Annotated in this window: 16 protein-coding genes and 1 pseudogene; 1 reads left to right on the top strand and 16 read right to left on the bottom strand. The window is 50.1% G+C overall.

What is annotated here, in order from left to right; translation table 11 throughout:
- The 15 genes and pseudogenes from Pmgp_RS17720 to spoIIIAA form a co-directional block, all read right to left on the bottom strand.
- Positions 1-406 (bottom strand): annotated as a pseudogene (locus tag Pmgp_RS17720) (sulfide/dihydroorotate dehydrogenase-like FAD/NAD-binding protein); the annotation flags it as partial.
- Between the two features lie 138 nt (positions 407-544).
- Positions 545-970 (bottom strand): transcription antitermination factor NusB, encoded by a 426-nt coding sequence (gene nusB, locus Pmgp_RS17715; protein WP_134215784.1) that lies wholly within the window; start codon positions 968-970, stop codon positions 545-547.
- A gap of 66 nt (positions 971-1,036) precedes the next feature.
- Entirely contained in the window at positions 1,037-1,246 is a 210-nt protein-coding gene (locus Pmgp_RS17710) for a DUF2273 domain-containing protein (protein ID WP_134215782.1), read from the bottom strand.
- 24 nt (positions 1,247-1,270) lie between these two features.
- On the bottom strand, positions 1,271-1,801 hold the full coding sequence (gene amaP, locus Pmgp_RS17705; protein ID WP_134215780.1) for an alkaline shock response membrane anchor protein AmaP: 531 nt from the start codon (positions 1,799-1,801) through the stop codon (positions 1,271-1,273).
- A 53-nt stretch (positions 1,802-1,854) separates the two neighbouring features.
- Entirely contained in the window at positions 1,855-2,253 is a 399-nt protein-coding gene (locus tag Pmgp_RS17700) for an Asp23/Gls24 family envelope stress response protein (protein WP_243119944.1), read from the bottom strand.
- Between the two features lie 133 nt (positions 2,254-2,386).
- Positions 2,387-3,733: an acetyl-CoA carboxylase biotin carboxylase subunit gene (gene accC / locus Pmgp_RS17695; RefSeq protein WP_134215776.1), complete on the bottom strand. Its 1,347-nt coding sequence runs from the start codon at positions 3,731-3,733 to the stop codon at positions 2,387-2,389.
- Between the two features lie 167 nt (positions 3,734-3,900).
- Complete coding sequence (gene accB, locus Pmgp_RS17690; protein WP_134215774.1) at positions 3,901-5,877, bottom strand: acetyl-CoA carboxylase biotin carboxyl carrier protein; 1,977 nt, start codon at positions 5,875-5,877, stop codon at positions 3,901-3,903.
- Positions 5,878-6,121: 244 nt separating this feature from the next.
- Positions 6,122-6,670, bottom strand: coding sequence for a SpoIIIAH-like family protein (locus tag Pmgp_RS17685; protein ID WP_134215772.1), 549 nt, complete (start codon positions 6,668-6,670; stop codon positions 6,122-6,124).
- Positions 6,671-7,294: a hypothetical protein gene (locus tag Pmgp_RS17680; protein ID WP_134215770.1), complete on the bottom strand. Its 624-nt coding sequence runs from the start codon at positions 7,292-7,294 to the stop codon at positions 6,671-6,673.
- A gap of 13 nt (positions 7,295-7,307) precedes the next feature.
- A complete protein-coding gene (gene spoIIIAF, locus Pmgp_RS17675) occupies positions 7,308-7,943 on the bottom strand; it encodes a stage III sporulation protein AF (protein WP_134215768.1) in 636 nt (211 codons plus the stop codon).
- A gap of 17 nt (positions 7,944-7,960) precedes the next feature.
- Complete coding sequence (spoIIIAE, locus tag Pmgp_RS17670) at positions 7,961-9,142, bottom strand: stage III sporulation protein AE (RefSeq protein WP_243119943.1); 1,182 nt, start codon at positions 9,140-9,142, stop codon at positions 7,961-7,963.
- A 383-nt stretch (positions 9,143-9,525) separates the two neighbouring features.
- Entirely contained in the window at positions 9,526-9,912 is a 387-nt protein-coding gene (gene spoIIIAD / locus Pmgp_RS17665; RefSeq protein WP_134215766.1) for a stage III sporulation protein AD, read from the bottom strand.
- A gap of 14 nt (positions 9,913-9,926) precedes the next feature.
- Positions 9,927-10,130, bottom strand: coding sequence for a stage III sporulation protein AC (spoIIIAC, locus tag Pmgp_RS17660; protein ID WP_134215764.1), 204 nt, complete (start codon positions 10,128-10,130; stop codon positions 9,927-9,929).
- 17 nt (positions 10,131-10,147) lie between these two features.
- Positions 10,148-10,666: a stage III sporulation protein SpoIIIAB gene (spoIIIAB, locus tag Pmgp_RS17655; protein WP_134215762.1), complete on the bottom strand. Its 519-nt coding sequence runs from the start codon at positions 10,664-10,666 to the stop codon at positions 10,148-10,150.
- Entirely contained in the window at positions 10,663-11,679 is a 1,017-nt protein-coding gene (spoIIIAA, locus tag Pmgp_RS17650; protein WP_134215760.1) for a stage III sporulation protein AA, read from the bottom strand. Before spoIIIAA ends, spoIIIAB begins: the two co-directional genes overlap by 4 nt.
- A 169-nt stretch (positions 11,680-11,848) precedes the next feature.
- On the opposite strand from spoIIIAA, the gene Pmgp_RS17645 reads away from it, so the two are divergent.
- Positions 11,849-12,061 carry a hypothetical protein gene (locus tag Pmgp_RS17645; protein WP_134215758.1) on the top strand — a complete coding sequence of 71 codons (213 nt, stop codon included), beginning with the start codon at positions 11,849-11,851 and terminating at the stop codon, positions 12,059-12,061.
- Between the two features lie 173 nt (positions 12,062-12,234).
- On the opposite strand, the gene Pmgp_RS17640 is transcribed toward Pmgp_RS17645, so the two are convergent.
- The gene (locus Pmgp_RS17640; RefSeq protein ID WP_345789158.1) at positions 12,235-13,125 is read right to left on the bottom strand and encodes a molybdopterin-binding protein; all 891 of its coding nucleotides are present in this window, start codon (positions 13,123-13,125) and stop codon (positions 12,235-12,237) included.
- Positions 13,126-13,459: the final 334 nt, after the last annotated feature.

Genomic DNA, 13,459 nt, shown 5'->3' with positions numbered 1-13,459 from the left:
TGGTGCGGGCGCCGATGATGCCTGTGACCCGGTTGCCGGCTTCTTTTAAGGCTCTGGCGATAGGATGCACGGGGGCGACTCCCACGCCGCCGCCGACGCAGGCGACGCGGCCGTAATTCTCGATGTGTGAAGGCAGGCCCAGGGGGCCTACGAAATCTCTAATGCAGTCGCCTTCGCCCAGTGCGCCCAGCTGTTTGGTGGTTTTGCCGACTTCCTGGAAGACGCAGGTGATGGTTCCTTTCTCGCTGTCGAAATCGGCGATGGTCAGGGGAATCCGCTCGCCTGACTCGTCCAGGCGCAGGATTACAAACTGCCCTGCCCTGGCTTTTTTGGCCACCAGCGGCGCCTGTATTTCAAACAGGTTCAGGGTGGGGGCCAGGACTTCTTTTCTCAAAATCTTGTACATACAACACTATCTCCCATATTATTAATAAAATAGACTCAATGTAGCATGTTTATTCTATGTTAATGCCATTTATCCTGCCTGCCGCTGTCATTATGGTTTTGTTCAACCAAAAAACCACCATCTGGTGGCTTCCGGTGTTTATATCGTTTTTGACGGAGTATACTCTTCGGGGCTTTCCATAACCTTTCCCAGTATACCGTTAATAAATTTGCCGGAGTCCTTGCCCCCGAATGTCTTACCCATTTCAACAGCTTCATTCACAGACACGCCGCTTGGAATATCATCACAATAAAGCATCTCAAATAAGGCCAGCCGCATTATGTTTTTGTCCACTCTGGCGATCCTGCTGAGACTCCAGTCTTTACTCACATTAGAAATAATCCGGTCTATGGGTTTTAAATTCTCAATTACCCCATAGACCAGCCTTTTAATAAAATCACTGTTTTTTGTTAAGTCGCCAAAGTCTTCATCCATCTGCCGAAGCGCCGTATCAGGGTCGGCGCCGCCCACATCAACCTGAAAAAGGACCTGGAGCGCCCTTTCCCTGGCGAGTCTTCTGCTCATCAGGCATCCTCCCAATAAGATAAAGGGTAATACATATATATTATCCCTTTTAAACCTCTTTAACTATTATTCACCAAATAACCTCTTAAACATTTCCTTAAAATCAACTTTTTCATCAAGTCTCTTGCCGATAAAATAGCCGGCAGTAACGCAGACAGCCACAAAAAGAGCCTTGAAAAACCCATATTTAATAGCAAGCCAGCCGAAAATAAGTCCAAGCAGGATACCTATTATTTTTCCTGGGTGTTTTTCCAATGTCTCCTGAAAAAACCCCATATGAGCCCACCTCACTTTCGGGGTTTATTCAACCCTTGGCTTTTTGGCAGAAATACTCTCAATCGTAACTCTAATGTTGCTTACTGATAAGCCCGTAACCTCAAACACCCGCTCTTTAACCAGGTTTTGCACCTCAACAGACACTGCCGGAACGTTTACATCCGGTGTGACGGAGGCCTTAATTCTGATACCCACGCCTTGGGGCACGGCAAAAAGCTGGGAAGTCACTTCTCTTACCCCGTTAATCTGAGCAGCCACTTTTTCCACCAAATCTTCAATGGCGTGCAGTGATACCTTAATCTCACCCAGAGCACTTTCAGTTAAAACAACGTGCCTTCCCCTGGGCTTATGCAGGCTGGACCAAAACAAGCGGCCGCCAACTAAAATCAAGATAACCATTAATGGCCAAAAAATTTCAGGCCTGCCGGGATAAAATATGTCCTTAAGCAAAAATAACGGCACCGGCCAGCCAAGCATTACCGCTGAAAAGAGGATGAACACCACAGTAAAAAACAAAGAGTACACCGCTAATAAGATACGGTCAAAAAGAACCAATCCTCTGCACCTCCTTTAAAAATCAACCCCCTTTAAGAGGGGGTTGAACGAGGTTATCTTACCCTGTGCTCCTCTTCCCTGGATTCAGACGCAAAAGCGACACCCTGCACATTCACATTCACTTCAACCACAATCAGTCCGGTCATCCGCTCCACAGCGTTTTTGACGCTCTCCTGAATCTGGGCCGCCACATCCGGAATACGGATACCGTATTCCATTATAACAAAAAGATCGACTGCCGCCTCTTTTTCTCCTACTTCAACCTTAATCCCTTTAGCCAGGTTCTTCCTGCCCAGCATTTCCGCTATACCGCCCGCGAGGCCGCCGCTCATCCCGGCTACTCCCTTAATCTCGATTGTAGCCAGGCCTGCGATTACTTTAACCACTTCATCCGCAATCCTGATTGAGCCCAACCCTGTGCGTTCTTCGCGAACAATTGCATTGGGGTCCACATTAGCACCTCCATCAGGTAATAAATATTTTGAAAAACTGAACATGTCCGCTAAAACTACTAAATAATTGGATTATCCAATGGTTTTCGACATGTTTATTATAGCAAGCCTGGTAAATTAACGCAAATAATTCTTATTCGCTCAAAATTCGCCTTTGAATGAAGTTTGTGTAAATCTCACCGCGCTGGAAAAATGCGTTCTTTATGACCAACTGGTGAAAAGGAATGGTCGTCGGCACACCTTTGATCACGAACTCCTGCAGCGCCCGCTGCATCCGGGCGATTGCTTCCTCCCTGTCCTTGCCCCAAACGATCAGTTTTCCCAGCAGAGAATCATAGAATGAAGGAATGGTATAACCGGCGTAAACCGAGCTGTCTATCCGCACCCCCGGCCCGCCCGGTGTGATATAGGTATCGATCTTGCCCGCGGTGGGCCTGAAGTTGTGCTCGGGGTCTTCAGCATTAATCCTGCATTCAATAGCGTGTCCCCTGATGGTCACTTCTTCCTGGGCCAGTTTCAGCGTTTCACCGGAGGCTATCATTATTTGCTCTTTGATCAGGTCAATTCCTGTAACCAGCTCGGTAACAGGGTGTTCCACCTGGATCCTGGTGTTCATCTCCATGAAGTAATAGTTAAGGTGTTTGTCCAGCAGAAATTCCACAGTGCCGGCGCTGTAATAGTCTACCGCCCGCGCGGCACGGACCGCTGTTTCCCCCATCTCTTTCCTCAGCTCCGGTGTAAGGGCGGAAGACGGGGCTTCCTCGACGACTTTTTGATTGCGCCGCTGGATCGAGCAGTCTCTCTCACCCAGGTGGATCAAGTTCCCGCGCATATCACCAAGGATCTGGAATTCGATGTGCCGGGGCTCCTCCACATACTTTTCAAGATAAACCTCATCGCTGCCAAAAGCCGCCTGGGATTCCGACCTGGCGGTGCTCACAGCATTTTTCAGCTCTGTTTGGTTCTGGACGATCCTCATGCCGCGCCCGCCGCCTCCGGCACTGGCCTTGATGATTACCGGGTAGCCAATTGTATCCGCCAGTTCCGCAGCCGTCTCTATATTTCTAATTACACCCTCTGATCCCGGCACCACCGGGACACCTGCTTTAATCATGGTCTTTCTGGCCAAAGCTTTATCGCCCATGTGCTGGATGGCTTTAACCGGCGGCCCGATAAAAGTAATGGCACATTTAGAGCAAACGTCCGCAAAATCAGCGTTTTCAGCTAAAAATCCATACCCGGGGTGAATGGCGTCCGCCCCGGAAACAAGCGCCGCGCTGATAATATTGTTAAAATTAAGATAGCTTTTCAGGGAGGGCGCCGGGCCAATGCAGAAGGCCTCATCAGCCCACCACACATGCAGGCTGTCGCGGTCCGCCTCGGAATACACCGCCACAGTCTCAATGCCCAGTTCCCGGCAGGCTCTGATAATACGGATCGCGATTTCTCCCCGGTTGGCAATCAGTATCTTTTTAAACATCTCTTTCCTCCAAAGTATCCAGTAGAAAAACAGTATTGAAAATAATGTAGTCAGGAGTCAGCAGTCAGAATTCAGAATAAAAGGATTTTAAAAATACTTCTGTATCCTGACTCCTGAATTCTGTATTCCTTTTTAAACATTATCTCATTAATACTTGTCTATTTTTTTTACTCTTTAACCAAAAACAAGGTTTGGCCGTATTCTACCGGGTGTCCGTTTTCGACTTTAATATCCATTACCTCTCCGTCAACTTCCGACTTAATCTCATTCATCAGTTTCATGGCTTCAATGATGCAGAGGGTTTGCCCTTTCTTGATCCTGTCACCGATCCTGACAAAGGGCGCGGCCTCAGGAGCGGGAGAGCGGTAAAACATCCCGACCATCGGGGCCGGCACCGGAGTCAGCCCCGCGTCTTTTTCCTTACTTGCCTCAACAGGGGCGGCTGCCGGCTCGTGTTTTTCCGGGAGCGCAGGCGGGGACTGCGTGCGGCTGGGGAGCATGGCTGGTTCAGCCGCGTAAACGTGGCCTTTTCTGATCGCCAGTTTTACCCCGGTACTTTCCAGTGATACCTCAGTAATATCAGTTTCATCTATAAATTTAATCAAATCTTTTACGTCTGAGATGTTCATGTCGTCAACCTCCCTTTCGGATGTCTTTCTGACAACCTCTCTTTCTGCCGGCATGGCGGGCACCGCAGCCGTCTGGGTGCTTTTCTCGGCCTGGGCTGAGTTTTGCTTCGGCGGGGGCAGGGCAATTTTTTCCTGAATTGCCGGCTTCTCATTTTTCAGCGGCAGTTCCGGTTTATAACGGCCGTTGCGCCTCATTTCAAAGAAGCGTCTCGCAACCTGAGGAAATAAGGCGTAAGAAATGATATCTTCTTCCCCTGTCACCAGGTCAATCATTTCATTTCTTAACTTCTCCATCCTGGGCTCCAGCAGGTCAGCCGGCCGGCAGGTGATAGGTTCGCGGTCTCCGAGCACCTTTCTGGCTATTTCTTTGTTAATTGGAGCGGGAGGTTTGCCATAATAGCCTTGAATATAGTCGCGGACCTCCCCGGGGACCAGTTTGTACCTTTCTCCCGTCAGCACATTCAGCACAGCCTGAGTTCCCACAATTTGGCTGGTAGGGGTAACCAGCGGGGGATAGCCGAGATCTTCCCGCACCCTGGGGATCTCCTCCAACACCTCACCAAGCCGGTAAAGCGCTTTTTGTTCCTCCAACTGGGTAACCAGGTTGGAGATGGTGCCGCCCGGCACCTGGTGGTCAAAGACGCGCATATCGTTAATCCTGGTAACGCCACGTTTATATCCGTTTTCTCTTCTGATCTTTTCAAAGTACTCCGCTATCTCAAACAACCTGTGTATGTCAAGTTTAGTATCATAAGGAGACCCCTGCAGGGCGCGCACCACAGTTTCAACCGGAGGCTGCGAGGGGCCGAAAGCAAGGGGAACGGTTGCTGTGTCAATCACATCAACTCCCGCCTCAGCCGCTTTCAAATAGGTGCCTACCGCCAGCCCGCCAATATAGTGGCAGTGGAGCTGTACCGGCAGGTCTATATTCTTTTTAAGAGTCCTGACCAGTTCATAGGCCTGATAGGGGGCCAAAAGTCCCGCCGTGTCCTTGATACAGATTGAATCCGCGCCCATTTCAGCCAGCTGCAGGGCCAAATCGACATAGTGCTGTATGGTGTGAATGGGGCTGACCGTATATACCATCGCCGCCTGGACATGCGCGCCCGCCTTTTTGGTGGAATGTATCGCCGTGTCCAGGTTGCGGATATCATTCAGGGCGTCGTAAAACCTGAAAATACTGATGCCGTTTTCCACCGCCTTGGTGATGAAAGCCTCAACCACGTCATCAGGGTACTGCTGGTATCCTACCAGCGACTGCCCCCTCAACATTAACTGGAGAGGGGTCTTCTTTATATTCTTCTTCAGTTGACGAAGCCTTTCCCACGGGTCTTCATTCAGATATCTTAAACAAACGTCAAAGGTCGAGCCACCCCAAACCTCCAGGGAGTGGTAACCGATTTTATCCAGTCGGTCGGCGACCGGCAGCATCTCCGAGGTACGCATTCTGGTAGCCCAAAGACTCTGGTGCGCATCGCGCAAAGTAGTGTCAGTAATTCCTACCCTGTGTTCCAAAGTTTTCCCCCCTTGCATTGGAATAATATAAAAATCAGGCTGCTCATAACGGTACACAACCTGATTAAATATTAGACCCATAAACAATTATATTTAATTATAATCTTTTTGAAAACATCTTTGCGAAAAGTATACAATATGTATTAAAAATATACATTATATAAGATCCGGTAATACAAGTATACAGAATTATGTGTTAAGATACCCAGCAATACCACAATTTTGTTTTTAGTTGAATTAGAGTTTATGTTTTTGTTATTATGACAATATTTTGCGAATCCACACCGGTTCCCCGGACAACAAGGTCAATAATCTGAGAGGATTCACCAGTAGAAAGATACGCTGCTCCGACAACTACGGTTACCGCCCTGTCATCCACCAGGACTGCCGCGTCTCTGAAGCCCTTTGCCTTCAGCAGGCTCTCCAGTTCGCTTTCTTTCTGCATATTCCTGCTTATGGCCATCAGGTGCTCCTGGGCTTTTTGCCGTGCATCGCTGGTTGAGTTGTTGTTATTGATCACTTCCCGCAGCCATTCGACGCTCTGACCTCTTGTGCGCTCCCTTTCAAGTTTGTACTCCACAAAGAAATCGTCGCCGGCCGGCAGTGACGATTTGGGCGGGGCTACGTCTTTAATAGTTACCACTCCCGTGGAATAATTAGCCGTAGGGATTTCCTGGGACGGGCTTTTGTTTGAAAACAGGTTGCCCAACAGGAACGTTGTGAGTAAAGCCAGGCCCAGCAAACCAAGAACGATCAAAGAAATTGTTCGTTTCTTAATTACCAAGGAAATCATTTATGTCCTCCTTTCCATCGGCAGAACCAGAATCCTCTGAGGTTCCACCCCGAGGGCCACCTGCGCCGCCGCGAATATTTTTGCTTTAACTCTGGAGTCAACAGCTCCTTCGGCAACCACCAGCACCCCCGCTATCTGAGGCGCAACCTCTCTCTCGGTTACAGGCTGCTCTCCGCCGTTACCGCCGCGGTTCATTACCAGCTGCTCACTGCCCGAATCTTCCGTGGTTACACGTGTCCCGCCGGCCTGGTCCTTCTCCTGGGTAGTCTTCTTACCGGTGGTCACATTAACGGCATATTCAGACCTGGTTGAGCCGGACAGGCGCACGGAGACTTCCACCCTGCCCGCGCCTTCCACCTGTCTCAGCATCTCGCAAAGCTTTTTCCCCAGTTGTTCTTCTTCCGCAGTCATGCCGCCGGTAAAGTGCTCGCGCGCGGGAGATGTTTGCTGCACAACATCTTGCTGGCCGCCCGCTTTAACGCCGTTTATCCCGGACAGGACCAGCAAAGCCACGCCAACAGCCGCAAGGCCTGCTAACCAGAGGTTGCGGCGGTTTTTTTCCCTGGCGAAAAAACCATCCTCACTCTTGCCGCCAAAACCAAACAAATCCAGTAGCTTTCTCATATCAACACCTCTCTTACCTGTACATAACTTTTACCTGCTCCGGACTCAGGTTGTAAAAACTGGCTACACTGCCGATCAAAGCATCTGTAATTTCCTTTGGCGGGCCGGCGCCGCCGGCTTTGTCTTCCTTTGGGTTATTCCTGCCGGCTACCCGCACAACCACAGGCGCCACTTCCCCGGCAGAAACACTCTTTTTCTCCTCTGCCGTACCGGGTTCCCTGGCCACGTACAAAACCACCTTATCGATCCGGCCGAAATCCGGTTCACTTTCTTTTGACTGGACATTTACTTCCACACCCAGTACAGTTGTATCCCTAGCAGTGCGGGTCAGCGCCATAATCTGATTGGCCAGCCCTTCCCTGTACTGCTCAACCGCTTTCTGCCGCTGCTCGCTGGAAATCTTTTTCCCCGCTTCCAAGATACCGGCGGCAGTTTTTTCGTCAGCTTTTTGGGCCAGGGAAGGCAAATCCGCCTGGTAATCCCAACGGGCCAGATCTCCCACCGCCTGGACTACCGCTATGATTATAAGCAGGCCCATGACCATTTTTACGTATTTTCTCATTTCACCCGCGGGCAGGAGCATTTCCAGGAACATGGCCAGGATTATTATAACAATCAGGTTTTGCACCAGATTTCGGATTACCTCCACCTAATCCCCCCTCGCTGTTACCTGAACATTACGGTGATATTCCCGACACCTACAACAATTGTTACTGTAAAAAAGAAAAGCAGCCCCACGGTAGCCACCGCGGCGAAAACCAGGAGCAGGTTGTTGCCGAGGCCGTTCAGACAGTCAACCATCTGCCCCTCGGCAATCGGCTGGATTAACGAACCGGCCAGCTTGTAAATAAAGGCCAGCGTAAGTATTTTTAATAGAGGGACCAATAGCGTTGCGCCAATTACGGCGATGCCGGCGATGCCCAGCGCGTTTTTTATTAAAAGAGAAGAACTTACCACCGCCTCCAGGGCGTCTGAAAGCATACCGCCAACGACGGGGACAAAAGCTTTCACCCCATATTTCGCCGTCCTGAACGCAACTGAATCGCCAACAGCGCCGGCAACCCCCTGCAGCGCCAGCACACCCAAAAAAATAGTGGTAAAAACCCCCGTCAGGCCCATGGCTAGGCTCTTCAAAAGGTCGGCCAGGTTGGTCACCTTAAAACGCTCGGTCAGGTTGCTGACTATCCCGAGAACGGCAACCAGGAATATCAGCGGTAAAATGATATTTTTGATCAATGTGCCGAACACGCCCAGGGTGGCAAGAATAACCGGGCTGAATATGGCCGCCGAGGCCACACCCCCGACCGCCGCCAGCAGCGTCAGCAGGACCGGCAGGAGCGCCTGCATAAATGCTACCAGGGTGTCGACCACTTCCCTGCCGGCGTTGACCGCCAGGGCAAATGAACTGACGGCAATGCTGATCAGCACCAGGTAGGTTACAGAATAGGTCAGCTGGCCCGCCGTACCTTTTTCAAAAGAACAAATAAGGTTTTGCAGCACCGCACAGATCACTGCCAGTATCACCAGTTTGCCCAGAAGGTCAAAGTTAGCCACGACCTCTTTAAATAGCTGCCGCAGGATATTATTGACAATCTCAGCCGGCTGCCAGTTCAATTCCCCTTTAGCCAGCTTTATCACCATTTCTTTAAAATTTAACTGCGGCAGGGAGCCTCTAACCGCGGTGTCCACCTGGTCCACATAATCCTGGATGCTGTTCAGGTCCAGAGAAGATGTTTCGAGAGAAGATGTTTCGGCATCCTGTCCTTCCGCAGCCGCAGCAGCCCGCTGCGCACAAAGCGCCCCCAAAATTATCAATAAAGCAACGATTAATATACCCGTTTTACTCAACTATCTCACCACCATTCGCAGTAAGGCGTAGGGCGTAGATACATCCTGCATTCCTTTTTAGTCGTGAGACGTGGGACGTGGGAGGTGAGAATATACTGCTCTTTTAAACCAAATTACTCTTACGATTACGACCTTACGGTATATATTTCTTACGTTGCTTTGTTTACGCCCTACGCCTTACGGCCTTCGATTTATTTTCCATGTTTTGTTTCCCATAACTTGTAGGTTCGGATTTCCGAACATTCCATTGGGGACATTCCTCGTCAGTACAAGGAACACCTGAAATTGAGGAGTGTCCCCTGACCTTAACCGACTAAAGTCGCACCTACACCTTCCCACGTCACACATCCCATTTCCCACGGCCCACGTCCCACGTCCATTTTCTACGGTACCAGTTTTAGGAGAGCCTGCAGCACCGCCACCACTATTGGGACAGCCAGCACCATGATCAGGATTTTTGAGGCAAACTCTATCTTTGTGGCTACCGCCCCTTCACCGGCGTCGCGGCAGATTTGGGCGCCGAATTCAGCTATATAAGCAATCCCTATGATTTTAAGGATGGTGCCAAGGTAGACCATGTTGATCCCCGCCCTGGCCGCCAGATCCTTGATGACGTCCATGATCGACCCGATCTTCCCGAGCACAAGCAGAAAAATGATTACTCCGGCTGCCACACTCAGGAGCAGCGCCAGTTCCGGCCTCTGGCTCCTGACCACTACCACCAGCACGGTGGCGATCAGCCCTATGGCCACAATTTGCAGCACATCCATTGTTAGTACCTCAGTTAAAAAAGCTTGAACACCGATTTAACCTGGTCAAATAAATTGGCCAGCAATTGGATCACCCAGATAAAAACAATAGCCAGACCAGCCAGGGTAACCAGGTGGCCCTGCTCTTCTTTCCCAGCGTGTTTCAGAATTGTGTTCAGCACAGCGACCAGAATACCAACACCGGCTATTTTAAATATCAGGTCCACACTGTTTCCCATTGCTGTTCCCCCTTTTATTAGTAAAGGATTATGACTGCCAGAAAGCCGCTTAAAAAGCCGAGGTAACTCCACAGCTTGACATTACGCGCGGCCTCTTCTTCAGCCCTGAGGTTTTCACTGCCGATTTGCTCCATTGCCAGCCGCAGATGTTTTATTTGGTCTGTCCGGTCTGAAATCCCCAGGGAAGCGCCAAGGTTGCGCAGTATTGAAAAGTCCTGGGCTTTAAGGGCAGACTCCTTGTAATAGCTCTGGATGGATTTTTCCCACGCCTGCGCGGCGGTTAAACCGGTCCTCGCAGAAAGCTCCGCCGCAGTTCTGCTGAATATACAGGCAACATCTTGATCACAGCGTTCAGCTACCATGCTCAGTGCTTCCTGCAGATGAGCGGCTCCATAGGAAATTTCTGTCTCCAGCATCTGCAGGGCCGACCTGATCGACTTCAGTTCCTTTGGACGCCGGGAGTAATTACCGGCGACAGCTATCCCGCCCAGACCGCTGGCTGCTACAATCAAAACTGAGCCAAGCAGTTTGATCATTTTTTCACCCCCAGTGACCGTAAACTTTTGCCGTCTATAATATCTTCTATGGTCCCCACACCGCGGGAACGGCCCAAGATGATAATCCGTTCAAATGTTTTGGTGCGGATCAAATTGCTGAAAACAGGTCTTTCTGCGAGTTCAGCCAGCGAAGAGCCATGGGCGGTGGTTAATATTTTGACTCCTGCGTTTAAGACTTCTTCCAGCGCGTCAGCGTCTTCACGCCGTCCTATTTCATCAGTGGCGATTACCTGCGGGCCCATCGACCGCAGCAGCATCATCATCCCCTCAGCTTTAGGGCAGCCGTCCAAAACATCCGTCCTGATTCCGACATCCCGCTGAGGTATACCCCTGCAGCATCCCGCTATTTCCGAGCGCTCGTCAACCAGTCCGACAGTAAGGCCTGGCAGGCCATAGGCCGGAGCGCCGCTGCTGATTTGTCTGATCAAGTCCCTGAGTATGGTTGTCTTACCGCAGCGCGGTGGTGATAACAGCAAGGTATGATATATCCCCCCGCATTTTTTGTTGATTATCTGCGGCAGCACTTCCGAGGCTGCGCCATAAATCTCCCGGGAAACACGGATGTTGCAGCAGGATAAATACTTCAATGTTTTTACTTTGCCGCCATCCAGCACGGCTTTTCCTGTAATACCCGCCCGGTGCCCACCGGGCAGGGTGATAAACCCGCTCCTTAGTTCCTCTTCCAGAGCGTAAAGAGATGAACCGCTCAGCAGGTTGATTAAACTCTCCATATCAGCCGGTGTAACCAGGTAAGCGTCACTGTCCTGGCGAGCAGGTCTGCCCTCACGGCTGATTAAGATGTCACCCTCTGCAAGACTTAAAGAAAGCGGTTTGCCCTGCCTGATCCTAACTTCTTCTACCTTCTCCTTTAGCTTCAGGTCAAGGGAAATAACCAAGCGTCTGATATTGGCGGGAAGCAGAGGCAGGATCTCTTCCAATACCCCCGCGCTGCCCCGCTGCCAGCCTGAAAATTGATGTTCTGTTTTATTCACAGGTTGTCCCCCAGTTTATAAATATTGCTTGAGCCGGTAAGTTATGCCAACAAAAAACCGCATTGTCAAGTCTTTATGGTCTGAGCTGTAACCAATGCGGCGCTTCCGGTATATTTTGTTAGTAAGAATATACATGATTAGAAAAAACTGAGCGGGAAGTGATGAACCATTGACGAACAACTCTGTAGAACCAGCAGCTTTCATTTTCCCCCTGACTGCGGATTTAAAGGAGCATTACGCCAAGTGGATCCAGACACACCAGCAGGGTGACGGTACAATCCAGGGAGCTGAAATCAGCGACGGTACGCCTGTCTTTATACCGGTTTACCCGGCCTACCCGGGTGCGCTGCCTTACCCGCCCAATTCATCCGCGTACCCCTGAGGAGGCTGGAGAAATACCGGGGTCCCCGGTATGAACCCTTTCATCTTGTTTTTAATCCTGATCCTACTGGTAATCATCTTCAAAAAGGACCAAATCATAGAGGCTATCCGGAAACTGATCGTAAAATGAAGAAAGCGGCCTCCGCCATAACCATAGGCGAGGTCGCTTTCTTTTCAAAAACATGTCCCTTTCCCGAAAGTACAGTTGGGGTAGCTGCACTGGGGGCACATCCTGCAAAGCCCGCCGTGAGCCAAAGCCACAATTTCTTTCCTGGTTATCCTTTCCCCTGCCAGCAATCTAGGTAGCAGCAAGTCTACCACTGTGATCTTAAAAAACATCCCGCAGGCAGGTATACCAAGAACGGGTACATCGTCGAGATAGGCAAGCATAAGCATCGCCCCGGGGAGAGCGGGTGCGCCGTATTTTTCCACCACCGCCCCCGACATCCGTATAGCGTTGGGTGTAACGTCGTCAGGGTCAACCGACATGCCGCCAGTTGCAAAAATTATTCCCGCCCCGTCCCGGACCATTTTCTTAATCTTTTCAGCAATCGTGCCAGCATTGTCTGGGACATACTCTACTCTCATAACCGAAGAGCCGTACGATTCAACTTTCTCCGCGATCACAAAGCCGAAGTCGTCACGAATGCGTTTCTCATAGACTTCGTTGCCGGTTATAATCACTCCCGCCTTATAACTCCTGAAAGGCGCCACTTCTAATATCCAGCAGGCCTGCCGGCAGATATTCTCGGCGCGGGCAATGGTCATTTCATTTACTACCAGGGGGATCACCTTTGTTCCAGCTAGCAGGTCACCCTTGTTTACCACGGTGTTGTTGGGCAGCGTTGATAAGATCACGTCAGGAAGTTCATTTATGGATTCCAGTGCCTGGATATTTATTTTCAAAAAACCGTCGCGGTCAGCAAAAAGGTTGACCCGGCTTTCCTTCGGCATACATGCCATTACGCCTGGACCAGCTACTGCAGCCCCCAGGCGCATACCGGCCTCGTCCTCGTGAACGTCACCAGGTTCAAGGCTGAGCACATATACATTTTCCTTACCCAATTTTAAGAGCTCAGGTATATCTATTTCCCTAATGATGTGGCCTTTTTTAAAAAATACACCCTTAAATTCACCTTTTACTACCTAGGTTAAATCGTGACTTAGAACCATACCAACCGCGTCTTCCACCTTCACGGTCTGCAACTTCATAGCCTTTTCCCCCAGATGTTTAACTGCGAATAACTGATATGAAAGACTTTGCACATAGTCCCTAGCGTGACTTTACCATAGAATTAGCAAAAAATCCTTCTCAATCCAGTAAACACCAAGCACTTCAAGAAACACGGCTTGTATAAACTAAAAGACTGATTTTTCCAAGTCAGCATAAAGCTTCTCA

This window comes from Pelotomaculum propionicicum (assembly GCF_004369225.1).
Classification (GTDB): Bacteria; Bacillota; Desulfotomaculia; order Desulfotomaculales; family Pelotomaculaceae; genus Pelotomaculum_B; species Pelotomaculum_B propionicicum.
This window is presented reverse-complemented; position numbering and strand designations above follow the sequence as displayed.

What these genes read in the sequence shown, in the direction of transcription:
- spoIIIAC (WP_134215764.1), bottom strand. Translation starts at nt 10,130, where the DNA reads ATGGGAAACAGTGTGGACCTGATATTTAAAATAGCCGGTGTTGGTATT.
- spoIIIAB (WP_134215762.1), bottom strand. Translation starts at nt 10,666, where the DNA reads ATGATCAAACTGCTTGGCTCAGTTTTGATTGTAGCAGCCAGCGGTCTG.
- Pmgp_RS17680 (WP_134215770.1), bottom strand. Translation starts at nt 7,294, where the DNA reads ATGAGAAAGCTACTGGATTTGTTTGGTTTTGGCGGCAAGAGTGAGGAT.
- Pmgp_RS17710 (WP_134215782.1), bottom strand. Translation starts at nt 1,246, where the DNA reads ATGGGGTTTTTTCAGGAGACATTGGAAAAACACCCAGGAAAAATAATA.
- accC (WP_134215776.1), bottom strand. Translation starts at nt 3,733, where the DNA reads ATGTTTAAAAAGATACTGATTGCCAACCGGGGAGAAATCGCGATCCGT.
- nusB (WP_134215784.1), bottom strand. Translation starts at nt 970, where the DNA reads ATGAGCAGAAGACTCGCCAGGGAAAGGGCGCTCCAGGTCCTTTTTCAG.
- spoIIIAD (WP_134215766.1), bottom strand. Translation starts at nt 9,912, where the DNA reads ATGGATGTGCTGCAAATTGTGGCCATAGGGCTGATCGCCACCGTGCTG.
- Pmgp_RS17685 (WP_134215772.1), bottom strand. Translation starts at nt 6,670, where the DNA reads ATGATTTCCTTGGTAATTAAGAAACGAACAATTTCTTTGATCGTTCTT.